General features: G+C 63.3%; 18 protein-coding genes and 1 pseudogene. 9 read left to right on the plus strand and 10 right to left on the minus strand.

Features of this window, described 5'->3' with window-relative positions; genetic code table 11:
* Positions 1 to 2,315 (minus strand): annotated as a pseudogene (locus VF629_RS06525) (ABC transporter permease); the annotation flags it as partial.
* A complete protein-coding gene (locus VF629_RS06530) occupies positions 2,312 to 3,241 on the minus strand; it encodes an ABC transporter ATP-binding protein (RefSeq protein WP_414653855.1) in 930 nt (309 codons plus the stop codon). The pseudogene VF629_RS06525 and the gene VF629_RS06530, both read right to left, overlap by 4 nt.
* A gap of 264 nt (positions 3,242 to 3,505) precedes the next feature.
* On the opposite strand from VF629_RS06530, the gene VF629_RS06535 reads away from it, so the two are divergent.
* Together VF629_RS06535 and VF629_RS06540 are read left to right on the plus strand one after the other, a co-directional pair.
* The gene (locus VF629_RS06535) at positions 3,506 to 4,555 is read left to right on the plus strand and encodes a sensor histidine kinase (RefSeq protein ID WP_331057653.1); all 1,050 of its coding nucleotides are present in this window, start codon (positions 3,506 to 3,508) and stop codon (positions 4,553 to 4,555) included.
* Between the two features lie 292 nt (positions 4,556 to 4,847).
* Complete coding sequence (locus tag VF629_RS06540) at positions 4,848 to 5,576, plus strand: LytTR family DNA-binding domain-containing protein (RefSeq protein WP_331057654.1); 729 nt, start codon at positions 4,848 to 4,850, stop codon at positions 5,574 to 5,576.
* Between the two features lie 255 nt (positions 5,577 to 5,831).
* On the opposite strand, the gene VF629_RS06545 is transcribed toward VF629_RS06540, so the two are convergent.
* Positions 5,832 to 8,249: a TonB-dependent receptor gene (locus VF629_RS06545; RefSeq protein WP_331057655.1), complete on the minus strand. Its 2,418-nt coding sequence runs from the start codon at positions 8,247 to 8,249 to the stop codon at positions 5,832 to 5,834.
* Between the two features lie 244 nt (positions 8,250 to 8,493).
* Between VF629_RS06545 and VF629_RS06550 the strand changes: the two genes are divergently transcribed.
* Both VF629_RS06550 and VF629_RS06555 read left to right on the plus strand, forming a co-directional pair.
* Positions 8,494 to 9,516 (plus strand): sensor histidine kinase, encoded by a 1,023-nt coding sequence (locus VF629_RS06550; RefSeq protein WP_331057656.1) that lies wholly within the window; start codon positions 8,494 to 8,496, stop codon positions 9,514 to 9,516.
* A gap of 202 nt (positions 9,517 to 9,718) precedes the next feature.
* A complete protein-coding gene (locus VF629_RS06555) occupies positions 9,719 to 10,462 on the plus strand; it encodes a LytTR family DNA-binding domain-containing protein (RefSeq protein WP_331057657.1) in 744 nt (247 codons plus the stop codon).
* 392 nt (positions 10,463 to 10,854) lie between these two features.
* Here the strand turns inward: VF629_RS06555 and VF629_RS06560 are convergent, their stop codons facing one another.
* Together VF629_RS06560 and VF629_RS06565 are read right to left on the minus strand one after the other, a co-directional pair.
* Positions 10,855 to 11,136, minus strand: a complete 282-nt coding sequence (locus VF629_RS06560; RefSeq protein WP_331057658.1) for a hypothetical protein — start codon at positions 11,134 to 11,136, stop codon at positions 10,855 to 10,857.
* A 380-nt stretch (positions 11,137 to 11,516) separates the two neighbouring features.
* On the minus strand, positions 11,517 to 12,065 hold the full coding sequence (locus tag VF629_RS06565; protein ID WP_331057659.1) for a hypothetical protein: 549 nt from the start codon (positions 12,063 to 12,065) through the stop codon (positions 11,517 to 11,519).
* Between the two features lie 735 nt (positions 12,066 to 12,800).
* Here VF629_RS06565 and VF629_RS06570 point away from each other — a divergent pair.
* From VF629_RS06570 to VF629_RS06590, 5 genes are all read left to right on the plus strand, one after another.
* Positions 12,801 to 13,796 (plus strand): hypothetical protein, encoded by a 996-nt coding sequence (locus VF629_RS06570; protein ID WP_331057660.1) that lies wholly within the window; start codon positions 12,801 to 12,803, stop codon positions 13,794 to 13,796.
* Positions 13,797 to 14,372: 576 nt separating this feature from the next.
* Positions 14,373 to 17,036 (plus strand): MGH1-like glycoside hydrolase domain-containing protein, encoded by a 2,664-nt coding sequence (locus VF629_RS06575; protein WP_331057661.1) that lies wholly within the window; start codon positions 14,373 to 14,375, stop codon positions 17,034 to 17,036.
* The gene (locus tag VF629_RS06580; protein WP_331057662.1) at positions 17,020 to 17,211 is read left to right on the plus strand and encodes a hypothetical protein; all 192 of its coding nucleotides are present in this window, start codon (positions 17,020 to 17,022) and stop codon (positions 17,209 to 17,211) included. The genes VF629_RS06575 and VF629_RS06580 overlap by 17 nt, the downstream gene beginning before the upstream one ends.
* Positions 17,212 to 17,521: 310 nt before the next feature.
* Positions 17,522 to 19,909, plus strand: a complete 2,388-nt coding sequence (locus VF629_RS06585) for a TonB-dependent receptor (protein WP_331057663.1) — start codon at positions 17,522 to 17,524, stop codon at positions 19,907 to 19,909.
* A gap of 16 nt (positions 19,910 to 19,925) precedes the next feature.
* Entirely contained in the window at positions 19,926 to 21,041 is a 1,116-nt protein-coding gene (locus VF629_RS06590) for a PepSY-associated TM helix domain-containing protein (RefSeq protein ID WP_331057664.1), read from the plus strand.
* A gap of 87 nt (positions 21,042 to 21,128) precedes the next feature.
* Here the strand turns inward: VF629_RS06590 and VF629_RS06595 are convergent, their stop codons facing one another.
* From VF629_RS06595 to VF629_RS06615, 5 genes are all read right to left on the minus strand, one after another.
* Positions 21,129 to 21,761, minus strand: coding sequence for an MOSC domain-containing protein (locus VF629_RS06595; protein WP_331057665.1), 633 nt, complete (start codon positions 21,759 to 21,761; stop codon positions 21,129 to 21,131).
* A gap of 177 nt (positions 21,762 to 21,938) precedes the next feature.
* A complete protein-coding gene (locus tag VF629_RS06600) occupies positions 21,939 to 22,388 on the minus strand; it encodes a nuclear transport factor 2 family protein (RefSeq protein ID WP_349256784.1) in 450 nt (149 codons plus the stop codon).
* A gap of 468 nt (positions 22,389 to 22,856) precedes the next feature.
* A complete protein-coding gene (locus VF629_RS06605) occupies positions 22,857 to 23,405 on the minus strand; it encodes a hypothetical protein (protein WP_331057667.1) in 549 nt (182 codons plus the stop codon).
* A gap of 280 nt (positions 23,406 to 23,685) precedes the next feature.
* Positions 23,686 to 24,210 carry a hypothetical protein gene (locus VF629_RS06610; RefSeq protein WP_331057668.1) on the minus strand — a complete coding sequence of 175 codons (525 nt, stop codon included), beginning with the start codon at positions 24,208 to 24,210 and terminating at the stop codon, positions 23,686 to 23,688.
* A 786-nt stretch (positions 24,211 to 24,996) separates the two neighbouring features.
* Positions 24,997 to 26,145, minus strand: coding sequence for a phytase (locus VF629_RS06615; protein WP_331057669.1), 1,149 nt, complete (start codon positions 26,143 to 26,145; stop codon positions 24,997 to 24,999).
* Positions 26,146 to 26,289 lie beyond the last annotated feature (144 nt).

A 26,289-nucleotide genomic window follows, 5' to 3' on the forward strand; every position in this document is an offset into this window, starting at 1 on the left:
AGGCCGTATGCTTTTCGGTCGCCGGCCTCGTCCAGCTCCCGGTAGGGCTGGTACCCAACGGCGGGCAGCCACTCCAGATTCCGGAAGCTGCTGCCGTTTGCCACCACCTGCGCGTCGGCGCCGCTGTTGGAAAAGCCCTGCGGGTTATACATTACTCGAAAGGTTAGGCGCAGCGAGTCGCCGGGAGGCAGGGGCTTGGCCAAGGCGTACATGTGCTGGCCGTGCTCCTTGTCCACCAGCACTGCCTTCGCGGACTGGTTGAAGTGAATGGCGGTGGTTTCGACTCCTCCCGTTCCCATGGCCAGATGCACGGAGTCGATGGGCGCTCCACTGTTATTCACCAGCAAGTAAGTGCCTTGTATGGCCACCCTCCGCTGCTGGGGGTACATTTCTACCTGGAGGTTTACGCCGGTCAACTGGGGCTGGGGCACGTGCAAGTAGTGCCGGAAGCGCTGTTCGTAGGCCGCCCGCAGCGCCTTGGTGGCAGAGGCGCTGGTGTAGTCGTGCAGCACGTTGGTGTTGTAGAAAATAAACCCGCCGAACACCACAACGCCCCCTCCCGCGGCCGCAGCCACCCGCGCCAAAGAACCCGTGAAGCGCCGGCGGGCCAGCTGGAGCCGGGCGGTGGCACTGGCTTCCCGCCCCCGCACCCAGAACAGCACCGCTACCACCGCCAGCAACAGCGCCCACGCCACCCAGTAGCCTTTGAACCACAGCCAGGGCGCCAGCGTCGGCCCAAAGCCGGCCATGTCGGTATAGGTCCAGGGCGGGCTGGCGGCATAGAGGAGCAGCTTGTGCTCAACGCCCAACTTCGGAGCGAAGGCGATGCACCCGTAGGCCAGCAGCGCCACCAGATGCCCCACAAACTTCTGATTGACGAGCACGTGCACGGCCAGGGCCAACAGGGCAAAGAGCAGGCAATCGACCAGTTGCAGCCCGAACAGGACCTGCACGTACAAGCCACTCTCTCCCCTGACCCTGCCCAGGGCTGCCTGTGCCACCAGTCCGGCGGCCATCAGGAAGGCCAGCCACACCACCAGCACGAGGGCCAGGGCCAGAAACCGGCTCAGGAACAGCACCCATTCGGGCACCGGCGCCGCGTTGGCAATTTCGCTGAGGCCGGTTTCCCGCTCCCGCCACACCAGCTCTCCGGCGTAGAAAATGATGAGCAACACGAGGATGCTCCAGAACGTCGCCGGCTGCGCCAGGGGCGCGGTCAGGTAATCCAGGACGAAGTCGGTTCTTGGGAGCAGGGGCACGCCCCGGCCCTTCAGGTTTCCGGATACGGTGGCCCCGACCAGCAAGGCCAGGAGTGCCAGCAGGGGCAAGCCGGCTTTGCTTGTGGCGAGCAGCCCAAAGCCTTGCCCGGTGAGCAGGCGCAACTGCTGCAGCTGCGTGGCCACCCCGTGCGTGCCCCTGGCCGGCGGCAGCACTGGGCCGGTTTCCCAGTCCAGTTGCTCCCGGGCCGCCAGGGTGGGTGTTGGCTGTTTACCCGGCTTAGCCTTGGGGCTGGCTTCGGGCAGCATCAGCTGAAAGCGGGAATAGGTAAATGCCAGCGCGCCCAGCGAGACGCCGAGCCACAGAAGACGGTTGGCAAGAAAAGAGCCCTCTAGCAGATACAGGCGCGTATTTTTCTCCAGTGGGCTCCAGTCGTTAGACATATGGTCGAGCACCGGCCCGAAGCTCATGGGGTCGGCCAGATTCCGCCATTGCCCCCCCGCATCGGGCAGCACCACCCACACCATGTAGGCCGCCACAAACAAAACCGCGCCGCCCAAGTAGCTTCCCATGGCCCGGCGGCTGAGCGCCGCCACCGAGAACTGAATGGCCGTTGCGAAAAAAGCGTTGGGCAGCACGATAAAGCCAAAGGCCGTGAGGTAGGCCGCCATCCGGAACGGCCCCAGCAGTTCGGCCTCTACCCCGCCGGCGTACATGCCCAGCAGCAGGCCCGCCGGAACCGCCAGCAGCACGAGGCCATTGAGCGCCAGGGCGGCCAGAAACCGTCCGCCCAAGTAGGCCGCTTTGCTGACGGGGGCGCTGTAGGTGAGCAAATGCATGCGCGTTTGCACGTCGCGGGCCGCGGCATCGCCCGCCACCGACGCGCCTACCAGCAGCCACTTCACGCTGCAGATTACCGCCACGCCCGCAACGACAATGGGCGCATTCACCAAGAAGTACCCGTCCCGCGCATCGGAGGCGTAGTTGGCCACGACAATCAGAAAAGCCAGCACCAGCATAGCCGCGAAGTAGAGCCAGGTAGTGGCCCGGCGCAGCTGGTACCAGAATTCGAGCGCAAAAATTCGTTGGAGCTTCATCGCGCGATTCCCTCCACTTGTGGCTGCCGGCTGGCCGTGCCGAAACAGCCCGCCATGGCCCCGAAATAGACGTCTTCCAGGTCCGGCTCCACCGCTTCGAAGCCGTGGCCGGGCCGGTCGGGGCTGTGCACGTGCACCAGGGTGCGGCCGCTCAGCAGCTTGGCCAAAATGACCTGGTGCTCCCGCTTCAGCGCAGGCAGGGCGGTTTTATCGGTCAGCTTGCGCCACATGCGGCCTTTGAGGGACGCCACGGCCTCCAGCGGCTCGGCTTCCAGCAGGATTTGGCCCTGGTTGATGATGGCCATTTTCGTGCACAGCTCCGACACATCTTCCACGATGTGCGTGGAGAGAATCACCACGCTGTTCTCGCCTAGCTCGCTCAGCAGGTTCAGAAAGCGCACCCGCTCGGCGGGGTCCAGGCCGGCGGTGGGCTCGTCTACTATCAGCAGCCGGGGGTTGCCCAGCAAGGCCACCGCCACGCCAAAGCGCTGGCGCATGCCGCCGGAGTAGCCGCCCAGCTTCTGCTTGCGCTTGTCCCAGAGGTTGGTTTGTCGGAGCAGGGCCTCGGTGGTGGCGCGGCGCTCTGCCCGGTTGGTGATGCCTTTCAGCACCGCGAAGTAGTCGAGCAGTTCCTCGGCGCGGGCTTGGGGGTACACGCCGAACTCCTGGGGCAGGTAGCCCAGCGTTTGGCGCACGGCTTCCTTTTGGTTCACCACATCGATGTCGCCCAAAAACAGCGCTCCTTCATCGGGCTCTTGCAGCGTGGCCAGCGTGCGCATCAGGGTCGATTTGCCCGCGCCGTTGGGGCCCAGCAGCCCGTACATGCCCGGCGGAATGTCCAGCGACACATTATCCAACGCCTGCACGCCGTTCGCATACCTTTTGGAGACGTTGCGGATGGCCAGGCCCAGCGGGTGCTTTCTCATATTATCTGATTTTCTTCGGTTTACTTGTTATCAGAGAAAGAAGGGCAGCCCCTGAACTGGTGCTTTTTCTCTATCTCGGGACGAAGCAATTCTTGCCGGGCGGGAAAGCGAAACCCGATATGCTAACGCGTCAAAGGAATCTGCCAAGCGGGGATTTGCTTCCGCCAAAGCCCTGGCAGGCCCCTTTCCACATCCCGTAGATTGAAAGGAGCAGCTGGTCGAAACGGTGGCCCGGGCAAGGACCGCAAGCCGCAACTTTGTGCCATGGACCGAGTCAAAAAAATCTTCCGGCTGATTCACCTATCCGTCTGGGTCTTGTTCACCTCGCTGGTCTGCTTGCAGTTGGGCGGCGACGGCACCGCCCACTGGCGTAGCACCGCCGTGGGATTCCTGGCAATCTGCCTGTATGTGTTTTACAGCCATTTCTACCTGCTGACCCACCATACCGGCACGAGAAGAAGCTATTTGCTCCGGCTAGCGGGCATCTGGCTGACCGGGCCGCTGCCTTTTCTGCTCTTCAACCACCAGCACCTGGATGCCGGAAATCATGCCATGCACCTGCTCACCACGGTGCCCATCTTCATTTTCCTGAGTTGGCTGGCCCGCATCACCGAGACGCTGGTGCTCAACACCATCAAGAAAGAGCAGCTGGAAAAACAGGCCGTGGAAGCGGAGCTGCACTACTTGAAATCGCAGATTAACCCGCACTTCCTGTTCAACACCCTCAACAACATCCACACGCTGGTGTACAAGCAAGCACCCGCCGCCCCGGAGGCGGTCATGCACCTGGCCTCGTTGATGCGCTACATGATTTATGAGTCCAACGCGGCCACGGTGCCGCTGGCCCGGGAAATGGACTACTTGCGCGACTACGTGAGCCTGCAGCAGCTCCGCTACAAGAACAGCCCGGTGGTGGACTTGCAGGTAGCGGGCGAGACGGAATCCCACTACATTGCCCCGCTGCTGTTCATCCACCTCCTGGAAAACGCCTACAAACACAGCCCCGCCCGGCTAGAACCCGGCGACCTGCAGGTGCGGGTGGACGTGCAAGCCGATACCCTGGCCTTCCGCGTGCAGAACCCCGTCGGAAGAAGCTTCGCTCACGCGCTGGAAGAACCCGGTGGCATCGGCTTGCCCAATGTCCGGAAAAGGCTGTCGTTGTTGTATCCGGACCAACACACGCTCACCATTCAGAACACCGGCGACACCTTTACCGTCCTTCTTACCATCCACGGCTTGGACGGACACGTCTGCACATCGCAAACGGAATTGGGCCCTCTTAAAGCCGTAGGCATTACTGTATCCCATGATTAAAAGAGTGTTCCTTCTATGCATTATCGTGTTTGCGTTGGCGACTGCGCTCTCGATGCGCTTAGAGGCCATGTCCGATGGTTATACAACGCTCGGTTTTCCCGTACCCTTTCTGCAATACACGAGCGGAAAATGTGTGGCCTGTGCACACTATTTTAAGTGGTATGCCCTAACCTTTGACTTGCTTATCAGCCTGATTGCTGCCTGTGGTGGGTTGAAGGCGTGGAAAATTGTGTTGGACAGGAGTGAGTAGCAGCCTAGTTTCAGTAAATCCACGGCCTTCAGGCCCCTGTCCATGAGAGAAAAGCTCACCTGCTACATCATTGAGGACGAGCACCTGGCCCAGGAAATACTGGAAGAATACATCCGGAAGGTCCCTTTCCTGGAGTTGAAAGGCTCCTACGTGAGCCCCTTGGAGGCCGCCTCTCAGTTAAAGGAAGACAAGCCCGACCTGCTGTTTCTCGACATCAACATGCCGGACCTGGATGGGCTCAGCTTCATTCCGATGCTGAACCCCAAACCCATGATTGTCCTCACCACCGCCTACGACCAGTACGCACTGAAGGCGTACGAGCTGGAGGTGCGGGACTACCTGCTGAAGCCCTTCACGTTCGAGCGGTTTTACAAAAGCGTTTTACGCCTGTACCAGGACCAGAGCCCCCGGCAACCCGCAGAAAAGAGAGAGGAAAAAGCAGCGCTCAAAAACGAGCAGGAGTATATTTTTCTGAAGGTGGGCCACCGCATCCAGAAAGTCGCTACCCGCGATATTCTCTTTGTGGAGGGGATGAAAGACTATTTACGGATTCATACCAGCGAGGAGAAGATTATGACGCTGCTGAATTTTGCCAAATTGGAGGAGCTGCTGCCCGCCCGGGATTTTGCCCGCGTGCACCGGTCCTTTCTGGTCGCCATCGACAAAATCGACCACATCGAGAAAAATCGGATTCAAATTGCCGACCAAATCATCCCCATCAGCGACACCTACGCCGAGGCTTTTTATAACATGCTGAAGGGGTTGCAGTAAGGTGAGGCTGGTAATAATGCTGTTTAGGAAGTGTTTCGCTGGCCGGTCCGACGCCCTAGGCGTCCGACCGGTTGTCGGTCCACGGCTATTGCGGTGTTGGGCTTGCGGCAACCGGTCCGACGCCTAGGGCGTCGGACCGGGCGGGGCCGACTTGCTGAATGCCTTCATTTTATTAGCTCCAGGCCTGAGAGTCGGCGTCGGCTTCACCGGGCATTGCTCCCTTGGCCACGGCTGGCACTGCGGCCCGGCGGCGCCCTAGTTGCCCACCCGGCCTTCCTCGTCGGAGCTGGCGGCGGCGCGGTGGGCCTGGGTTTTGCCGTTGCCGATTTTGCAGGTGAAAGTGAGCGTCACGCGGCGGCTTTCCCACTGGTTGTTCCAGGTCTGGTTCACGTTGTTGTAGTTGAGCGTGCTGCGGAAGCGGCTGGTGTTAAGCAGGTCGGCCACGCGCAGGCTGAGGGTGGCGCGCTCGGCCCAGAGCTGCTTTTTCAGGCCCAGATTGACGGCGCCGCTGGCTTTGGTGCGGTAGAGGCCCGACACGCCGGGCGAGTCGTAGCTGCCGCCCACCATCAGCTTGTAGCTGCGGGGCAGCACGAAGGTGTGCTCGGAGCTGGCCGCCCAGTTGTAGCTGGCCAGGCGCACGGGCCGGTCCTGGACGGTGGTGCGCACCTGGGTGTAGCTGCCGCTCAGCTGGTTGTCGACGCCCCAGTACTTGGCAATGTCGGTGTGGCCGCCCGAGCTCAGGGTGAAGGTGCTGGTTTCGGCCAGGTTCTGCAGGGTGCTGGTCGATACGCTGGTGTCGTCGTTCTGGGTCACCACGTTGTTCACGGTGTTGGTTTCGTGCAGGTAGCTCAGGCTCAGCACCTGGAAGTCTTTGTGCAGGTAGTTGAGCACGAAGGACTGCGAGAGCGCGGGGGCCAGGAAGGGGTTGCCCTGCTGGGCGGTGTAGAAGTCGGTGTAGTTGAGGAAGGGGTTCAGGTTTTGGTAGGCGGGGCGGCTGATGCGGCGGCTCACCGAGGCGCTCACCTGGTTGTGGCCGTCCAGCTGGTAGCTGGCGAAGGCGCTGGGAAACAGCTGGAAGTACTTGCGGGCAGTGCGCGGGCCCACGGCCGGCGTGCCGGTGGTTTGGGTGAGCTCGCCGCGCAGGCCGGCTTTCAGCTCGAGGTGGCCGAGGGCGGTGTTTACGCTCACGTAGCCGGCGCTGATGTGCTCGTCGTAGGCAAACTGGTTGGTGCGCAGGGCGTCGAGCCGCCAGCCGCCGTTCAGCAGCTGGTCGAATTGGATGGCGCTGCGCGAGGTTACCCAACTGGTTTTGGCGCCGGTTTCGGCCCGCCACTTGGTGCCGGCAAAGGGGTGCACGTAGTCGATTTTGGCGGCCCGAATGGCGGTTTCCGACGACGCGTCGCTGCGCAGCTGCTCGGCGGGCCGGCCCTGCTCGGCGCGGGGCGCAAACACCACGTTGTTGAAGCGTTGGTCTTTGGCGCTGGTGTAGCGCACGTAGTCGGCGGCGGCGCTCAGCTCGCGGCCGGTGCTGTCGAAGGCGTAGCGGTAGTACAGGTTCAGGGCCTGGTTGTTGCCGGTGCTGGTTTGGGGGTTGGTCATCTGGCGGCGGCCGCCGGGGGCACCGGCGCGGTCGGTGGTCACGGAGTTGCTGGTGCTCACGGCCTCGGTCTGGTTGAAGCCGCCGCGCAGCTGGACGCCCAGGCTTTGCGCGGGGGTGAGGGCCACGTCGGCGCCGGCGGTGTAGGTGGCCGAGTAAGAGAGGGGGCGCCACAGGTTTTCCTGGTTGAAGATGCTGTCGCGGATGTTGCGAATCATCGTCAGGCGGTTGAAGGAGTTGTAGCGGCCGCCGTCGAGGCGGGCAAAGAGGCGCACTTTGCCCGCGTTGTAGGCTAGGTTGGTGCCGGCCCAGCTTTTCTCGTAGCGGCCCTGGCCCTGGCCCAGGGTGTAGGTGCCGCTCAGGCCCGGCAGCTGGCTGCGGCGCAGCTTGATGTTGAGCACCCCGGCCGTGCCGGCGGCGTCCATCGAGGCGGGCGGGTTGGGCAGCAGCTCAATCTGGCTGATGGCCGTGGCGGGCAAGGACTTGAGGTAGCTGCTCAGCACCTCGCCCGACATGTAGGTGAGCTTGCCGTCTATCATCACGTTTACGCCGGTGCTGCCGCGGTACATCACGTGGTCGTCCTTGTCGAGGGTCACGCCGGGGGCTTTCTTGAGGATGTCGAGGGCCGTTTCGCCGGCCGTGTTCAGGCGGGCCACGTTCACCACGGTGCGGTCGGCGTGCTGTTCGAGCAGGGGCGTGGTGCCCACTACGGTCACTTCTTTCAGGGCCGTGGCGGCGGGCGCCAAGCGCAGCGCCGGCACCGCTACGGGCTCGTTGGCCACCACAAAAGCGGCGCTGCGGGCGCTGCGGTAGCTCAGCAGCAGGGCCTTCACGCAGTAGCGGCCGGGCTTTACGCCGCCAAAGGTGTAGGCGCCCTGCTCGGTGGTGGTTTGGGAGTTGGCAATGGTGGAATCGGGCAGCGCCAGCAGCACGGCGGTGGCGAAGGCCAGGGGCTGGCCGGTTTCATTGTGCACGGTGCCGGTGGCGGTGGGTTGGGCGGCGGCCCGCTGCGAAAGCGCCGGCAAGGCCAGGAGCAGCAGGACGAAGAAGCGGCGGCAGCAGGTAAAGGTGTTCATCGGAAAAGGGCGTTGGCTGATGGATGGCTCAAAGGTGAGCGGCCCCCTTTTCGATATAAAAAACATTATCCCAACGCCCCAAAACCCGCTGCTACTGCCTACAAAAGCACTTTTTCCATTTCGCATTCCAAAACCGGCCTTTCGCATAAAAAAGGTGCGGGCCCTGGCGGCTGGCGGTAGTTTTGGTTTCTCGGGTCAAAATGGGGCCGGCCCGCTGCCTGCCCCTACCCTTTTCCGCACTCCCATGAAAAACAAAGTCGTATTCTGGCACATCCTGGGCTGGCTGCTGTATGGCGGCTACGAGTTCCTTGGCGTGGCGCTGCACAGCAAGCACTTGCGCATCAGCCTGTGGCTCACGGCGTCCATGCTTTTTATCCGGATTATTGAGTTTTACCTGTGCTACCTCGTGGTGTACCCGCGCCTGCTGCGCTCGGGCCGGGGGCCACAGTTGGCAGCGGCCGTAGCGGGCGTGCTGGCGCTCTACATCGGCTTGCGGGCCCTGATTGAGGAAGCCATTTTCCCCGCTGTCCTGGGCTTCCATAATTACACCATTGACGGGTCGATTTATTATAAAATCGGGTACTACATCGGCGACAACCTCTTCTTCGGCAGCCCCATGATTGTGCTGAGCGCGGCCGTGTGGAGCGCGCAAGCCGCCCTGCGCCGCGAGCGCGAAAACCGCCAGCTGCGCGAAGAAAAACGCGCCGCCGAAGTGGCCTTTCTCCGGACCCAAATCAACCCGCACTTCCTCTACAACACCCTCAACATGCTCTTCAGCATGGCCTACCCGGTGGCTAAACCCGTGGCCAACGCCATCCTGAAGCTCTCGGAGCTGATGCGCTACATGCTGCACCAAACCCCCGACGGCCAAGTGGAGTTGGAGAAGGAAATCGACTACCTGCGCAACTACCTGGACCTGTACCGCCTGCGCTTCCCCGACAGCTTCTTCGTGGATTTCACCGTTACCGGCGAGCCGGCCGGCCGCCGCGTGGCCCCGCTCGTCCTCATTCCTTTTGTGGAAAACGCCATCAAGCACGGCGTGCTGGACGACCCCGAAAACCCGGTGCACATTCGCCTGAACATCGAAGGCGAGCAGGTGCAATTTGAAGTAGAAAACCAGCGCAGCAACGACCAGAAGGACGCCACCACCGGCATTGGCCTGCCCAACCTGCGCCGGCGCCTGGAGCTGCTGTACCCCGAGCGCCACGCGCTGCACGTGAATTCGCAGAACGAGCAGTTCACCACCTCGTTGCGCCTGGTGGGGTAAGCGAGTCGCCACAACCTCACCTCTACCGGGTACGACCCTGGTTCGCTTGACGCGCGAAGCCCGCGGAGAGGGGAGCCGGACGAGTTGTAGCGCGGACTTTCAGTCCGCGAGCTGCTCACATCTACACAGTTCACGCGCGGACTAAAAGTACGCGCTACAACTCGACGCCTGCCGTACTTTGCTCCCCAACTTTCCCGCGCCCATGATTCGTTGCCTTGCCGTTGATGACGAAGCCCCGGCCCTGCTCATCCTGGCCGATTACATCAGCCAGCTCCCTTTCCTCACGCTGGTGGGCACCACCACCAACCCCATCGAGGCGCTCACGCTGGTGCAGCAGGGCCGGGTCGACTTGGTGTTTCTCGACATTCAGATGCCCAAGCTCACCGGCCTGCAATTCCTCAAGCTGGCCGGCAACAAGTGCAAGGTCGTGCTCACCACCGCCTACCCCGAATACGCCCTCGAAGGCTACGAAAACGACGTGGTCGATTACCTGCTCAAGCCCATTTCCTTCGAGCGCTTCTTCAAGGCCGCTCAAAAGGCGCTGGCGCTGTTGCCGGGCCCGTCCGCGGCGGCCGTGGCTCCGGTGCCGATGGCCGCCGCGGTGGCGGCCCCGCTCGCGCCGCCAGCCGCCGGCCACATGTTCGTGAAGGGCGAAAGCAAGAACAAATTTCTGCGCGTCAACTACGCCGACATTCTCTACATCGAGGGGCTGAGCAACTACGTCTCCATTCACTTGCCCACGCAGCGCGTCGTCACCTACCAAACGCTCAAGGAGCTGGCCGAGACGCTGCCGCAGCCGCCGTTTCTGCGGGTGCACAAGTCTTTCATCGTGTCGCTGGACAAGATTCGCATGGTCGATGGCAACACGATTTATATCCTGGACAAGGAGATACCGGTAAGCGACACTTACCGCGAGCAGCTGTACCGGCTCATCCGCGAAGCTTAAGGAAGGACCTTAGCGGCATGTGGAGCCTGTTTATTATTGGTTTTTATACTGGTTAGCCGCCCGTTCATGCAAGGCCAGGGTGTAGTACTCGCCCTGTTTGCTAACATGCTCCGGCACTTCTCTTTCTTTCAGCCAATCGACGTTGCAGTGGAGCCGGCCGGCGTTGAAAGGGTTTGAAACTGGTGCCAGCAGTTAGCCCAACTCATCCCCGCCCAAACGCCTCAAATATGACGTTGGAACGTCTCTAATCGTGATGCGGGACTAATGCAGCAGCGCGCCCGCAGCGCCAATGTGCAAGCCGGGCGGCTGGCACCGCCCACGAAAAAGGGTAGCTGCGCTTTGCAGCTACCCTTTTTCATATGTCATGTCCTGCAACAATGACCAGCAGGCGTTTACTCGTCTTTCGTTGGCGAAGGCGTCGCTTTCTTCGTCGCCTTCATCAGCCAGTTCGCCACGGCGGCCACCGTTACCGTACTGGCCGCGGCCACCGCGGCCACCACTTTGTGGCCGTCCGGGGTTTCGGGTGAATTCACCAGGTCCTGGTACCGCTTCAGGGGATTGGCTTCGCTGGATTCAGCGGTCTGCTTGGGCGTGGAACCGGCGGTTGACTCGGCCGAAGAAACACTGGTAGGGAAGTCGTCGGGTTGGTTGCCGGAAGTGGTGGAATCGGTCATGGAAGGAACGGTTAGAGTGGTGGAAGCAGCAAGTGGGACACGTTGGGCGCTGGAGGAACGAAGTAACCAAAAGGCGCGCACCAAGAGGTACCCTCCCACCACCGCCAGTACCGCATGAGTTGGACGCATACAAGGATTACCTAACGTAAGGCAAGCCAGGCGCGTTATGGTTGAGCTACGCCCAACCGGCCAAGTCCCGGAAGCCCCACCCGACGCAGATGCCAAAAACCCAGGCAGAGAACAGCGGGCCCCATACGATGACCACAGGCCGCCTACGGGAAGAGGAACGGCCGCGCTCGTTGCAAGCGGACGAACAGGTTCTGAAATCCGGCTTGTTTACGCGGTCGGAATGCAGCTCAAACCGACTGGCTTTCAGCCGCCTACCTGAGCATGCCTTTCCCCGCCGCTTCGGCCCGGGCCGGGGTGGCCACCAACCGGGCGACCTGCTCGTAGTGGGCCAGCTCTTCGGCCAGCGCGGCCACCCGCCAGCCGATTTCGGCTTGCCGCGCGGCCTCGTGCGGCACCGCCCCCGAAACGAGGTGGGCGCGCTGCAGCCACGCGTACGCCCCGGCAAGGTCGTCGAACACCACGACCGTGGCCGACAGCGGGCGCACGGCCTCGTTGGCGAAGTGCTGCAGCAGCAAATTGGGCGCGCACACCCAGGCCAAGTACTTGATGCCGGCCAGGCCCAGGTGGGGCAGGAACTCTCCGGCCAGCCACGGCGCCGCCTCGGGGCTGATGCTCACCACGTCGCAGTTGCTGTTGAGCACGCGGGCGTAGGAGCGTTTCAGAAAGCAGCGGGCCAGCGTCAGGCACCCGGCTTGCACTTGCTTCAGGGTGAGGGTGCCGCGCCAATCGGCAAACAGCCAGTCGTTGGCCTTGTCGTAGTAAACGGCCACGGGCGCGGTGTCGTAGAGCAACTTAAGCATTGGGTGGGGAAAGCAGCAAGCGGCGCTAGAAAGCGCCGGCTATTCGGCAAAAGGACAGTGCAAATATTTAATTCAAAGGTAATTCTGCTCTCTCTACATTGAAAATGACATTCGCCTTGATTTATAGTGCATTATGCTGCTAATAAATTAGATTCCAGTAGCTTTTCCCGCGTTATGCCGGAATTTTATAAACAGAGTACAACAAGTGACTAGTTGCTACTACTGGTCTTATTTCCCCGGCACCCGCCGGGCCTTGCCAGCTAAAGTTCTTCCTCGTCCATCTGCGGGCTCGGACGGGGAATTGCACTGCGCTGAAAACAGTTACCAACATCGAAACCACAACTCTCCAACTGCTGGGCGCTGAGTTTCACGGGCCCACATGCCCGCCCAGTGGGCTCACCGGCCCCAAGAGCTGAAAGCAGAGCTGGAAGCGGATGCGCAACTACGCGGCGCGCATCGGGGGCAGGCCGACTTGGTGCAGTGGGAAAAGGGCAGCACAAACGAGCTTTGTACGCGCTGGGTGCGACGCACTGCTGAATCGGTTTAGAAGTCGGCTCCGCCCGGTCCGACGCCCTAGGCGTCCGACCGGTTGTTGGTAGCACAATCCCCTGAAAGCCCTGCCGACAACCGGTCGGACGCTTAGAGCGTCGGACCGGCCAGCGACATCCTTCTAAACAGCTTCACTTTGAAAAACACCGGCCCTCTTCACCGAATATGAAGCATTGCCTAGCCCTTTTGTACATCCTTGTTGCCCGGCCCGCCCTGGCGCAGCAGCCGCAGTTTACCGTCCACAACCTACCGCTCCCCCGGGAGCTGTCGTCGGCCGACAACCAGTTCTCTGGGCTCTCTATCAGCGCGGGCAAGCTGTTTCTGTTATCGGAAAGCCGGCTGCAAGACAACGCCGAAGCCAAGCTGTATACGGTGCAGCTCAAGGACCTGGAGCGGCAGCTCGCGGACTCGACGTACGTCCTGCCGTACCAGAAGCTGCCCTTGATAAACCTTCCTGCGCTTCGCACAAAAATAAATGCAGCGGGGCAGCGCTACGAAGGCCTTGAGGCGCTGCTTATCGACCGTGGGGTGGTGTACCTCTCCGTGGAAAACGACACCCACTCCCCCAACGGCTACCTGCTTCGGGGCGCGCTGAGCAGCAACGCCGTGGTCCTGGACACCACTTTCCTGGTGCCGCTCGCCAAGCCCGTTGCGGCTGATGGGGCGCCCATCTACAACGCCGGCTTCGAGGCGCTGGCAGCTTCGCGCAGGCGCCTGTTTGGCTTCTTCGAATTCAACTACTTCTCGGGCGAAAACTGCGCCTACGAGTTCACCAAGAAGCGCCTGCCAGCCGTCCGCCCGCCCCGCAAACGGCGCGTCGAGCGCGTACCGTTCCGCCTCACCGACATCACCGCCGTTGGCAGGCACCGCTTCACGGCCATCAACTATTTCTTTCAGGGCGGGGGCGAGGATGCGGTTTACCGGACGCCCGCCGGCGACCTTGCCAGCACGCAGCTTATCCAGGACCGGGGCACGTATCGCAGCTATGCCAGGCTGCTGACCATGGAGTGGAAAGGCCAGAAATTCACGTGGCGCCCCCTGTGGGAATTTCCGGAATCGTACCGGGGCTACAACTGGGAAGGCCTCGCGGCCTACCACGGCGGCTACTTCGTCATCAACGACAAATACACGCCCCAGCGCCCGTTTCGAACGACTTTGCTCTACCTTAAACGGGTACCGTAGCTGGGAGAAGCCTGCGTTAGGCAGCACGAAAGCTTCCCATCTGGTACCGTAGCTCCTTCGATTGCTCGTCCCCGGCCTACTTACGCCTGCTTCTGCGGTACGCCCCCGGCTTCTGACCAACCGCTGTGGGCCGGGCAGCCCATTGCCCGCAATTGCCTCGCCGCACTGTTTGGGCCGCAACCGCGCCTCTCTGCGGCTCCGCAACTTAAGTTAGCGCGTCTTTAACAAGCTGTTTGGGTTGGTTTCAGGCGTTCTTGGCCGCGGTAGAGACGCAACATCTTGCGTCTCGTCGTTCGCGCCGCCTAGCTATCGTTCGCCGCGTAGCTGTCGTTCACCGCATCGTCGTTCAACGACGAGACGCAAGGTATTGCGTCTCTACCGCGGCTCTTTTTTTAGCCAACTCAAACAGCCTCTATGTAAACTGCGTGGGCATGGCGCCAAACACCGCAGTTCGGTCCAAGTTATCAAGCAGCGCGCCGCAACCGAAGGCCGGCCTTGGGCCTACTTTCCGTTCCCTATTTTAGCCCCCGGCCCGGCGCTTGTGCCTTCCATCTCCTTATTCTAAGCCCCAAGTCCATGACTGCCGAACACCAGCGCCTGGCCGAAACCAACGCCCATCAAGTGCCGTGGCGCAAATTTGGGCCGTACGTGTCGGAGCGGCAGTGGGGCACCGTGCGCGAGGATTACTCGGCCGGTGGCAACGCCTGGAACTTCGTGACCCACGACATGGCCCGCTCCTACGCCTACCGCTGGGGCGAGGACGGCCTGGCCGGCGTCTGCGACGACCAGCAGCTGCTTTGCTTGGCGCTGGGCCTCTGGAACGGGCAGGACCCCATTCTCAAGGAGCGCCTGTTTGGGCTGAGCGGCCCCGAGGGCAACCACGGCGAGGACGTGAAAGAGGTGTATTACTACCTCGACAACCTGCCCACCCACTCCTACATGCAGCTGCTGTACAAGTACCCGCAGCGCGCGTTTCCGTACGAGTGGCTGGTGCAGGAAAACGCCCGCCGCACCCGCCAGCAACTCGAATTTGAGCTGCTGGACACGGCCATTTTTCACGACAACCGCTACTTCGACGTGTGCGTGGAGTACGCCAAAGCCGGGCCCGAGGACTTGCTCCTGCTGGTTACGGTGAGCAACCGGGCCGCCGAAGCGGCCACGCTGCACCTGCTGCCCCAGCTCTGGTTTCGCAACACCTGGGCCTGGGAACCCAGCGCTCCCCGCCCCCAGCTCGCGGCCACGCCGGACGGTGCCATTGCTGTCCACCATTCCAAACTGGGGGACATGAGCCTGTATTGCGACGAGGCGCCGGACTTGCTTTTCTGCGACAACGACACCAACACCGGCCGGCTCTACGGCGCGGCCCCGGCGGCCGGCCCCGGGTACTTCAAGGACGGCATCAACGACTACGTGGTGCACGGGCAGCACGCGGCCGTGAACCCGGCCCGCACCGGCACCAAAGCCGCGGCGCACTACGTGCTGCCGCTTCCGGCCGGGGCCAGCCAGACGGTACGCCTGCGCCTGGGCCCCGCCGGCCTGGCCCAGCCGTTTGCTGATTTTGACGAGTTGCTGGCCCTGCGCCGGCGCGAGGCCGATGCCTACTACGCCGTGCTGCAGGCCGGCCTGGCCGACGCCGACGCGCGCCGGGTGCAGCGCCAGGCCTGGGCCGGCATGCTCTGGAGCAAGCAGTTTTACTACTACGACGTGCCCGAATGGCTGGCCGGCGACCCCGCCCTGCCGCCCCCGCCGGCTGCCCGCGCCCACGGCCGCAACGCCGGCTGGAAGCACCTCAACAACGCCGACGTCATCTCCATGCCCGACAAGTGGGAGTATCCCTGGTACGCGGCCTGGGACTTGGCTTTCCACTGCGTGCCGCTGGCCCAGCTCGACCCCGGCTTCGCCAAGCAGCAGCTGCGCCTGCTCTGCCAGGACTGGTACATGCACCCCAACGGCCAGCTGCCGGCCTACGAGTGGTCGTTCTCGGACGTGAACCCGCCCGTGCACGCCTGGGCCACCTGGCGCGTGTACAAGATGTGCCAGAAGCAGAACGGCGGCGCCGGCGACCTAGACTTTCTCGGCACCGTGTTTCACCGGCTGCTGCTCAACTTCACGTGGTGGGTGAACCGCAAGGACCGCGACGGCCGCAACGTGTTCGAGGGCGGCTTCCTGGGCCTGGACAACATCGGGCTGTTCGACCGCTCGGCGCCGCTGCCCCCTGGCGCCTACCTCGAGCAGGCCGACGGCACCGCCTGGGTGGCCATGTACGCGCTCAACATGATGCGCATGGCCCTGGAGCTGGCCCGCACCCAACCCATTTACCAGGACCTGGCCAGCAAGTTCTTCGAGCACTTCCTCTACATCGCCGGGGCCATGACCAACATGGGCCACGAGGAAATGGACCTCTGGGACGAGAAGGACGAGTTTTACTACGACGTGCTGCACACGCCCGAAGGCGGCCGGCAGTTCCTCAAAACCCGCTCGCTGGTGGGGCTCATTCCGCTCTTCGCCGTGGAAGTGCTGGACGACGAGGTGCTGGCGGCCGTGCCCCAGTTCGTGGCCCGGCTGAACTGGTTCCTGGCCAACCGGCCGCACTTGGCCCGCCTCGTCAGCCGCTGGGAGCAGCCGGGCCAGGGCGCCACCCACCTGCTCTCGCTGCTGCGCGGCCACCGCATGAAGCGCCTGCTGGCCCGTGCCCTCGACGAGGCCGAGTTCCTGTCCGAGTACGGCGTGCGGTCCCTGAGCAAGTACCACCAGGCCCACCCCTGCCGCCTGCGCTACGCCAACCGCGACCTCGTGCTGCGCTACGAGCCGGGCGAGTCGGAAACCGACCTGTTCGGGGGCAACTCCAACTGGCGCGGGCCCGTCTGGTTCCCCACCAACTTCCTGCTCATCGAGAGCCTGCAGCGCTTTCATCACTACTACGGCGACGATTTTAAGGTGGAATACCCCACGCGGTCGGGCCAGTACTGCACCCTGCTCGAAATCGCCGACGCGTTGAGCGCCCGCCTCACGCGGCTGTTTTTGCGCAACGAAGCCGGCGTGCGCCCCGCCCTGGGCCCCGACAAGCGCTTGCAGCACGACCCGCACTTTCGCGACTACCTGCTCTTTCACGAATACTTCCACGCCGACACCGGCCGCGGCCTCGGCGCCAGCCACCAAACCGGCTGGACCGGCCTCATCGCCAAGCTGCTGCAGCCCCGCCCTGACGCTCGCACGCCGGACATTGGCAGCGGTTCCTGACATTGTTCAGCACCATGAAATCGGGGCCGACCATTCGAAAGCCCTGTTCAAGCACCACGTCAACGACGTGCCCATGACGGCCATTTGCCGCCCCATCGAAATCGAGTTGCCCCAGATGCTGGGCGAAGCCGAGGTGCCCGCCCGCGTGCTGCCAGTCAACGCCACTTTGCTGTAACGACGAGGTAACCGGTGCGGCCGTAGCTGCCCCGGCCTAGCCACGTTGCAGCACGCAGGCAATCGCCGCGGCCGGCACCGCCGAAATCGTAATGCGCAAAGCGCTAGCGACTACCAACGCCTACTACTGAGCCGGCGCAGCCCCGACCACAACCAAGCGGCCTCGGCGAACACCTGCGCAAGTAAATGGTTGAGCAAGAGTTAGCAATCTGAGTTACATCCCTTCTTAATTTAGAATTAATCTAAATAGATGTTGCTGAATGAGGCAATAGTGCAGAGCTTTGCGCTGTTTATAATCATTCTAAATAAGCATGCGTCTTCTTACTGCTCAGCGCCTCGTTCTGTTTTCCCTGCTCTTGCTGCTCCCCACCTTCCTCTGGGCCGCCGACCCCGGCCGCGGCGTGTTGTCGGGCACCGTGCGCACCGCCGACGGCCAGCCGGCGCCGTTTGTGAGCGTGGCCCTGAAGGGCACGGCCGTGGGCACCACCACCGACGAGCGGGGTTTTTACCGCCTCGCGGGCCTGGCCCCCGGCACCTACACGCTGGTGGTGCAGGGCCTGGGCTACGACGCCACGGAGCAGCAGGTGGAAATAAACGACCAGGCCACTGCCGACGTGGCCCTGGCCCAAACCACCCGCGAGCTGAGCGAGGTGCAGGTGCTGGGCCAGAAGCGCCGCACCGCCTCGGCCACGCGCACGGTGCAGGAGCTAATAGACATTCCGATGTCCATTCAGGTGATTGGGCAGGACGTGGTGCAGCAGCAAAACGCCTTCGACCTGGCCACGCTCACGCGCAACATCAGCGGCGTAAACCTGACCGGTACTTACGCGGGGCAGGATTCCTATCAGTTCTTCAACGCCCGCGGCTTCAACTTGAATAACTCGCAGAACTACCGCCGCAATGGATTGATGGTATGGAACATGGGTGCCCACTTCAACGACAATATTGAGTCGGTAGAATTCCTGAAGGGCCCGGCTGCTATTCTCTTCGGCGACGTGGCGCCCGGCGGGGTCATGAACTTCGTGACCAAGAAGCCGCTCAACTACGACTACCGCCGCCTGGAGCTGAAGGTGGGCGAGTACGGCTTGGTTCGGCCCACGCTGGACCTGTCGGGGCCCATCAACGAAAAAGGCTCCCTGCTCTACCGCGTGAACACCACCTACCAGCAGTCCAATAGCTTCCGCGACCAGGTGCGCAGCAACGCCGTCATGTTTGCCCCCAGCCTGACCTGGAACGTGACGCCGCGCCTGAGCTGGAACGTGGAGTATACCCTGAAGAAAACGGAAAGCTCCGACGACCCCGGCCTGGTGTCGCCGACGGGCACTTTTGAGGGCCTGCGGCAGTTGCCGCACAGCCGGTACCTGGGGGAGCCCCGCATGCAGTACGGCTTCACCGACCAGGCGGTGTACTCCACGCTCACCTACCAGCTCAGCGACACCTGGCGGGTGCGCAACCTGAGCTCCTATGGCTACACCACGCGCTCGCCTTACGGCCTGAGCCTGAGCCAGCCCGACGAAGTGGGCAACATCAGCCGCTACGAGTACAACTCCAACCAGTGGTTTGACACCCGCACCGTGGCCCTGGACCTGACGGGTACCGTGCAGACCGGACCCGTGAAGCACACGCTGCTCTTCGGCGCCGACTACTTCGACACGAACTCGCGCTTCACCGAAAGCGCCGGCTACAATTTGATAGACAGCACGTTCAACGTGTTCAACCCACGCTACAACCAGGCCTGCATCAGCTTCGACAATTCCACGTACAGCCCCTTCCGCTTCTTCTACGAGCGGGTGGGCGTGTACGCCCAAGACCAGCTGAGCGTGCTCAACGACAAAGTGCAGGTGCTGCTGGGCCTGCGCCTGAACCGCACCCGCCAAGGCAATAAGTACGACAACCCCGCTGACCGCCCGACCAACGTCAACCCCATCGCGACGGCCCGGCCCATCAGCCCACGCATCGGCTTGGTGTACAAGCCCATGCCGTGGCTGTCGGCCTTTGCCTCGTACACCAACAGCTACGAGGTGAACGCGCCCGCCGACTACGTGGGCGCCGTGAACGAAAACGCAATTGGCAACCTGGAGCCCACCGTGGCCACGCAGTACGAGGCGGGCGTGAAGGCCAACCTGCTGCGCGAGCGGCTGGGCGCCACGCTCACGGCCTTTCACATCGAGAAAAACAACATAACGGGCACCTACTACGAAAACCGCCTGGACCCCGCCGCGGCCGACTTCCGCTACTTCGTGTACTCTGGGGGCCAGCACCGCAGCCGCGGCCTGGAGCTGGACGTCAACGGCCGCGTCACGCCCGAGCTGGCCCTGACGGCGTCGGCGTCGCTCATCGACGCCCGCATTGTGGACGACCCGGCTTACACGGCCGGCAACCGCCTGGCCGGGGCCCCGCGCACGGGCTTCAGCGTGTGGGCCGATTACCAGGTGCCGCTCCGGACGCTCAAGGGCCTGACGCTGGGCTACGGCGTGTTCAACCGGGCGGGCTACTACGGCACCAACGAAAACCTGTACCGCACCCGCGGCTACACCACCCAAGACGCCGCCGTGGGCTACGCCTACAAGCAGTTCTCGACGCGCCTGAGCGTGACCAACCTCACCGACCGCCGCTACTTCCTGCAAAATTTCTCGCCCACCACCTGGGAGCCGCAGTGGGTGCGCCGCGCCGTGCTGAGCCTGGCCGTGAAATTCTAACCCTCCCCGTCCTGCCATGGCCACGTTCACCAAACGCGTCTTTACGCTGCATGCTTGGCTGGGCCTGATTGCGGGCGGGTTCATTCTGGTGTTTTCGCTGACGGGCGCCGCGCTGGTGTTCAGCCACGAGCTGGACGCGGCCCTCAACCGCCAGCAGCGCATCATTGCGGCCCCGGCGGCCGGGCAGCACCCCCTGCCCTACGACGAGCTCTATGCCCGGACCCGCGCCTACGCCGCGCCCCGGGGCTACGCGGTGGGCGCGTTTCGGGAGTTGCCCAAGCAGCCCACTGGCACCATCGACGTGGTGTTGCTGAAGGGCGAAGAGTACCAAAACGTTTTCCTCAACCCCTACACCGGGCAGGTGCTGGGCCCCCAGCAGCACGAGCTCACACGCTGGCTGCTGGAGTTGCACTACCAGTTTTTTCTGGGCCAGGTGGGCGAAGCCCTGGCCGCCTGCTTTGCGCTGGCCTTGATTGGCTCGGTGCTCACGGGCTTGGTGGTGTACCGCAAGCACCTGCTGCCGGTGCTCTTGTTCCGGCAGAAAATCAACTGGCGCAACTGGCGCACGGCTGCTTCGGGCCTGCACCGGGTGCTGGGCGTGTGGACGTGGCTGTTCAACCTGATGATAGCCACCAGCGGCGTGTGGTTTCTGCTGTACCTGCTGGAGCCGGCTTCCTGGCAACAAGCGCCGCCCACGGCCCCGCCCGCGCCGGTGGCCACCTCGCTCGACGCGGTGGTGCGCGAGGCGCAGCGCCGGCTGCCCGGCGCCCGGCTCACGTACCTGAACTTTCCCCGCGCTGCCGGGGCCACCACCGGGCAGCTCTACCTGGACCTGCCCGGCCGCTGGTGGCTGGGCGAATGGGCCACCACCGTCACCTTCGATGCCCGAACGGGCCAGATTACCGAAACGCAGTTGGAGGCGGACTTGCCCTTAAGCACGCAAGTGAGCAGCACGCTCGGGGTGCTGCATTTCGGGCAATACGGCGGCTTGCTGCTCAAGCTCCTCTACTGCTTCTGCGGCCTGCTCACGTCCACCATTAGCCTGACGGGTTTCCTGCTGTGGTGGCGCCGCAAGCGGCCCGGCAGCGCCCGCCAAGGGGCATTGGGGAAGCGCGCCTGCGTTTCGGCCTAAGCGCCGCGCTTCGCAAATGCATCATGGGCCAGTGGCTCAGCTTTGCTGGGGCGCTCAGAGGCGCTCATCACCTGCGCGGCACCAGCCTCAGGCGCCGCCAAATTGCTGTTTTAGCTTGGTCGGCAGGTGCGGCAAGGCCACTACTGCGGCCAACAACCCGGCTTCGGCGCGCCGGGTGAGGAGGATGTCGGCCACGGTTTGGATGGTGATGGCGGTGTCGGCGGCTTCGAGCAGCGTCAGCGCGTCGCCGGCTTGCACGGCGCCGGGTTTCTCTACCCGGAAGTAGATGCCCGACCGACCCGCCCGGGCAAAGTGCGCCACCATGCCGGGGTCGTCGAAGCGGGCGTTGAGCTTGTAGCAGGGCACGCGGGGCTGCACCGCCCGCAGCACGGCCGTGCCCACCCGAAACAGGTCGCCGATGCGCACCTGGGTTTCGAGCAGGCCCTCGGTGGTGAGGTTTTCGCCGAACAGGCCGGGCGTCCAGTCCGTCCAGGCGGGCAGTTGGGCCTGCCAGGCGGCGTAGTGGGCCGCGTCGTAGGCGTACACGGCCTTGTCGGGGCCGCCGTGCACGGTGAGGTCGGCTTGCTGGTCGCCGCGGAAGTTGTGGTGGGCAATGGGCACCGGGCCGGCCACCGGCGCCTTCCAAATGGCGGTGCGAATGGCGCGGCCGTGCCACTCCACCTCGCGCGGCAGCCCAACGTTGACGGAAAGTATGTTCATCGGCAAAAGTGTAGTAGGAACGTCAGAAATCCATCCATAAAACAGAAGTAACGTCATGCTGAGCTTGCCGAAGCATCTCTACCGCAATACTAAAATCAGTTAGTTGCGCGGCAGAGATGCTTCGACTCCGCTCAGCATGACGTGCTGCTTGCCACCAAGTGGCTTTTTGAACAGCTTCTACCGCAGCCGCCGCTCGTCTTCGCGAATGGCCAGGTCGTTGATGCTGGCGAAGCGGCGCTGCATGAGGCCATTGGGCGCAAATTCCCACATCTCGTTGCCGTAGGCCCGCCACCACTGCCTGGCCGCGTCGTGAAACTCGTACTCGAAGCGCACGGCCATGCGGTTTTCACCGAAGCTCCACAGCTCCTTTTTCAGGCGGTAGTCCAGCTCCCGGTCCCATTTGCGGCGCAGGAAGGCCCGGATTTCCTCGCGGCCCCGCAGGAATTCGGTGCGGTTGCGCCACTCCGAATCGGGAGTGTAGGCCAGGGCCACGCGGTCGGGGTCGCAGCTGTTCCAGGCGTCTTCGGCTGCCTGCACCTTTTGCAGCGCCGTTTCGAGCGTGAAGGGCGGAAAGGGCGGGCGCCCTTCGGCCGTTGGGGCGGGCTGGGCCAGCACGGCGTCCCACATGGTGTCGCCGCATTCCTCGTGCACAAACGGCGGCTCGTCGTCCGGGGCGGAGTTGCTATCAGGTAAGCTCATAAATTGAAGGTAAGATGGTGCAGCTTCACCTATCGACGCGCCGCCCCCTAATTCCTTACACCAGGCAAGCGTTGGCCGCGAGCCGGCTGCCGGCCACCCCGTTTTTCTTCGAATGGGCAGACTGAAGCCGGCGCTATGTTTCGGGCCCGTTACCGTTCGGTTACAGTTGCCGAAAAGCCTTTTTTGGCGCCTTCAGCAGGGTACTTTTACATCGAAAAGAGGCAGATAAGCCCCGCGTGGCCAGTGGGTGGACCACGCGGGCACTACCGACCTGTTAGCGTTAGCAAGTATCCCGGGTGGTTTATTGGTGAGTATATACAGAAACAGCCCCAACCTGCAAGTTGGGGCTGTTTTGCTGTTGGAACGGTGCCGGAGCAACGCGGCAACCCGAGTGGGCTATTCCACCGCTTCGGCCTCTTCGGCGAGGGCAGCGGGGGCTTTGGGCGCAGGCTTTCTGGCCGGTGCGGGACGCCGCGCCGCAGCCGGGCGGGCGGTTGGGGCCGGGCGCGAGGCGGTGGCTGGGGCGGCAGCTTCGGCGGCGGGAGCAGCAGCTTTGCCTTTTTTGCCGGCTTGCTTCTGCAGCTTGACGGCTTGCTTGGCTTGTTTGCGCTGCTGCTTTCCCAGTTGGGTGGCCAGGCGCTTGAGGGTTTTGCTTACGCCCTTAGGGATTTCGCCACCGGCTTCGGCCGTGGTGCCGAGGAAGGGCTGGAGCGACGCGGCGAGCTCGCTGGTGAGGGCTTTGCGGGCGCGCTTGCTGGTGGGCGCGGCCGGCTGGGCGGCCTTGGCGGATTTGGCCTGTTGCTTGGCCACTTGTTTGGCGAGTTGGCGCAGGGCTTTGGCAACGGCTTTGGGCGCTTGGCCAGCGCTGGTTGCGGTGGTGTTGCTGAGGTGGGGAGCTACAGCCTCGGCCAGGAGGCCCGCAAGCTGCTTTTTGGGGGTACTCATAACGGTACAGAATGGTGGTTTGGGAGTGGATGCGGCTTAGCGCATTGCCAGCAGCACCAGGGCCAGCACAACCATGCTCGCCATGAAAATGGTGACGATGAGGGTATCGCGCGAAGAAGGCGGGGCTGGTTCCATGGACAATATTACCGCAGCACTGGGAAACGGAGCCTCAAAACACCCCTTTTCCAATGTTAAGCTTTTTTGGAAAGGGCCGTATTGCTTGGAATTGGCGTATTCCCGGCCTTCGCTGCATTTGGTTGGCCGCCGCCTCCGGTTGCGGTTAATTAGCGGCCAGCTCTTCCACCGCCTCCCCCGACGGGGCGGGCACCTCGATGAGGCCCACCGTGCCGGCTTTGGGCAGGTACTGGCCGCTCACCACCGTGGTGCCGCGCAGCCAGCCTGCTACCGGCGCCACCACGTAGCCGTTGCGGGCGTAGCGGGGCACGGCCGCCAGCCGGGCCCGGGCCTGCGCCAGCGCCTGGGCATTGGCGGGGGTAGGCTGGCGGCGGTAGGCTTCGGCGGCGCGGCGCAAGGCCTCCTGCCCGCGTTGCAGCTCGGGCGTGCTCACGGGCACCCGGAGCCGGACCAGCACCTCCCCTTTGGCCACCGGGCGGCTGCCCCACACCAGCACTTCGGCTACGTGGCCGGCCTCGGCGGCTTGCGCGCGGCGGGCCACGGCGTCGGGGCGCCACGGGCGGGCCGGCTCCGGCGCGGAAGGTTGCGAGGCCGCTGGCCTGGGCCGATGGGCCACGCCCACTATCGAAGCGCCAATTATCAGTACCAGAAGCGCGAAAAAGTATTTCATGACAATGCGAAGCAAGCCGCCGCAGCAGTGGGCGGCCCGTCGGGGGTGTAGACGGATGAGGCGCTCACATCTTACATGAAACGGGTTGCTTTATCGTTAATTATTTGCTGAAAGAGCTCGGCGCGGGTTCGCAGGGGGTAACGGGGCCTGGCATTCGCCACCTTGCTCGCGTTGCCGGCGCGGGAGGGCGCCTAATGACCGGCGCGCCAGTCGTAGCCCAGCCCGGCTCAGCAGTCTTTGGGGCGGGCGTCGGTGAAGGCGCTGGTGCCCATGCGCTTGATGTGCTTCAGGCCGTATTTCAGGGGCGACACCAACCGCACAGTGCACTCATTTCCACGCCCACGTAGGGCGCAACAGGGCCTTGGGTTGCTTGATGGTGAACTGATGCGTGCAGGCGTGGGAACTTTGCCGCTAGCGGCCAGCGGTGCAGCGTTGAATTAAATAGCCTCGGCCCGCGGGACCTCACCCCCTACTGGGTACGCCCCCGGTTCGCTTGATGCGCGAAGCCCGCGAAGAGGGGAGCCACGGCGGCGCGGCCGTAGCGCGGACTTTTAGTCCGCGCGTGAACTGTGTAGGCGTAAGCAACTCGCGGACTAAAAGTCCGCGCTACAACTCGTCAGGCTCTCCTCGGGGGAGGAGCCGGGGCCGTGCCCGGTAGGGCTGGGGGTAAGGCTAGCCGGCCGCGCGATTACTTAAACCAGTCAAGCGGCGTTGGGCGAAGCAGTGTGCCCGCTTCGCCCAACTCCGCTTAACGTTCTTATCGCCCCGCACTTAGAGCGTGAGGCCTTATTTCCTGGCTCCGGGCAGCGCAGCCGAAGCTTTGGGCGGCGCCACAGCACCGGTAGTTGCGGCCAGCCCCAGGCCGGCCAGGTCTTCCCAGCGGTAATAATGGAAGGTCTGGCCTTCCGACATGGCCACGAACAGGCCGTGCGGGAAGCCCGGCAGGGCCGTGCTGGTCACCTCGGAGCCGTCGCTGATTTGGGCGGCTACGCGCACCACTTTAAGCAAGGGGTGGCTGTAGGGCTGGCCGGGAGTGCCTTCGCGGCGGAAAATCTGAAACTGGTTGGCGCCTTGGTCAGAAACCAGCAGGTAGCCGGTGGCCGGGCCGGTTTTGTAGATGGAAATGCCTTCGTGGTCTTCGGTGAAGCCGGTGGTGGCGAACAAGGCCAGCTCGGCGTTGCCCTTGGCGGGGTCGGCGAAGTACTGGCGCACGCCCACGCCCTCGTCGGAATAGTAGACGTAGCCGGCCTCGTTGTCCACGGCCACGGACTCGACCTCTTTTTTGCCGCTCCACTTGCCAAATTTGCGCACCAGCGTGGCTTTGAGGTGGCCGGTGCCGTCGTCGCTGAGCTGGTATTGCCAGAGGTAGTTGTCGCGGGGGCCCACTTTGCGGCCCACGATGGCAAACAGCGCACCGTCGGTGGGGCGGGTGTAGAAGGCGATGCCCATGGGCAGGCGCTCGGCCAGCGGCTCGCCGGCAAACACGTCCAGGTTGCCGCGGTCCAGGGGCTGCATGTCGGGCAGGCGGAAAGCGCGCAGCCGGAACATTTCGCGCTCGGTGGTGAGGGCAAAGTCGGTGGGTTGGCCGTTCAGCTTCAGGCCGTAGGCAATGTCCACGTTGTTGGGGCGGCGCAGGTTGCGCACGGTTTTGGCCGGCAGCATTTTGCCGTGCAGGTCGAAGACGTAAAGGCCGCCGTCGGAGTCTTTGTCGGTGCCCACCACCAGGCTCTGGGCGGGGTCGACGGGATTAAGCCAGATGGCGGGGTCGTCGGTGTCGTGGGGCACCGGGTCGGTCACGACGGCGGGCTGCACCACGGCCGCGGCACCAAGCGGGGCGCCCAGGGTGGCGGTGCTGGCCGACTGGCACTGGGCCAGGCACAGCGCCGCAGCCAGGTACCCAGCCAGCTTCAGCGCAGGAAAAGGAGAGAGATGCACAGGCCGAAAGAAAGGAGATTAGGGTTTGGGGTACTAGTTGCTGGTTGTCAGTTGTTAGTTGTCAGTTGTCAGTTTTTGGTTGTCAGGTTATTCTGATAAAATTGACAACAGAACCCTGACAACTGACAACCAACAACTGACAAC

The organism is Hymenobacter sp., assembly GCF_036388155.1.
Classification (GTDB): Bacteria; Bacteroidota; Bacteroidia; order Cytophagales; family Hymenobacteraceae; genus Hymenobacter.

What these genes read in the sequence shown, in the direction of transcription:
- VF629_RS06530 (WP_414653855.1), bottom strand. Translation starts at nt 3,241, where the DNA reads ATGAGAAAGCACCCGCTGGGCCTGGCCATCCGCAACGTCTCCAAAAGG.
- VF629_RS06535 (WP_331057653.1), top strand. Translation starts at nt 3,506, where the DNA reads ATGGACCGAGTCAAAAAAATCTTCCGGCTGATTCACCTATCCGTCTGG.
- VF629_RS06540 (WP_331057654.1), top strand. Translation starts at nt 4,848, where the DNA reads ATGAGAGAAAAGCTCACCTGCTACATCATTGAGGACGAGCACCTGGCC.
- VF629_RS06545 (WP_331057655.1), bottom strand. Translation starts at nt 8,249, where the DNA reads ATGAACACCTTTACCTGCTGCCGCCGCTTCTTCGTCCTGCTGCTCCTG.
- VF629_RS06550 (WP_331057656.1), top strand. Translation starts at nt 8,494, where the DNA reads ATGAAAAACAAAGTCGTATTCTGGCACATCCTGGGCTGGCTGCTGTAT.
- VF629_RS06555 (WP_331057657.1), top strand. Translation starts at nt 9,719, where the DNA reads ATGATTCGTTGCCTTGCCGTTGATGACGAAGCCCCGGCCCTGCTCATC.
- VF629_RS06560 (WP_331057658.1), bottom strand. Translation starts at nt 11,136, where the DNA reads ATGACCGATTCCACCACTTCCGGCAACCAACCCGACGACTTCCCTACC.
- VF629_RS06565 (WP_331057659.1), bottom strand. Translation starts at nt 12,065, where the DNA reads ATGCTTAAGTTGCTCTACGACACCGCGCCCGTGGCCGTTTACTACGAC.
- VF629_RS06575 (WP_331057661.1), top strand. Translation starts at nt 14,373, where the DNA reads ATGACTGCCGAACACCAGCGCCTGGCCGAAACCAACGCCCATCAAGTG.
- VF629_RS06585 (WP_331057663.1), top strand. Translation starts at nt 17,522, where the DNA reads ATGCGTCTTCTTACTGCTCAGCGCCTCGTTCTGTTTTCCCTGCTCTTG.
- VF629_RS06590 (WP_331057664.1), top strand. Translation starts at nt 19,926, where the DNA reads ATGGCCACGTTCACCAAACGCGTCTTTACGCTGCATGCTTGGCTGGGC.
- VF629_RS06595 (WP_331057665.1), bottom strand. Translation starts at nt 21,761, where the DNA reads ATGAACATACTTTCCGTCAACGTTGGGCTGCCGCGCGAGGTGGAGTGG.
- VF629_RS06600 (WP_349256784.1), bottom strand. Translation starts at nt 22,388, where the DNA reads ATGTGGGACGCCGTGCTGGCCCAGCCCGCCCCAACGGCCGAAGGGCGC.
- VF629_RS06605 (WP_331057667.1), bottom strand. Translation starts at nt 23,405, where the DNA reads ATGAGTACCCCCAAAAAGCAGCTTGCGGGCCTCCTGGCCGAGGCTGTA.
- VF629_RS06610 (WP_331057668.1), bottom strand. Translation starts at nt 24,210, where the DNA reads ATGAAATACTTTTTCGCGCTTCTGGTACTGATAATTGGCGCTTCGATA.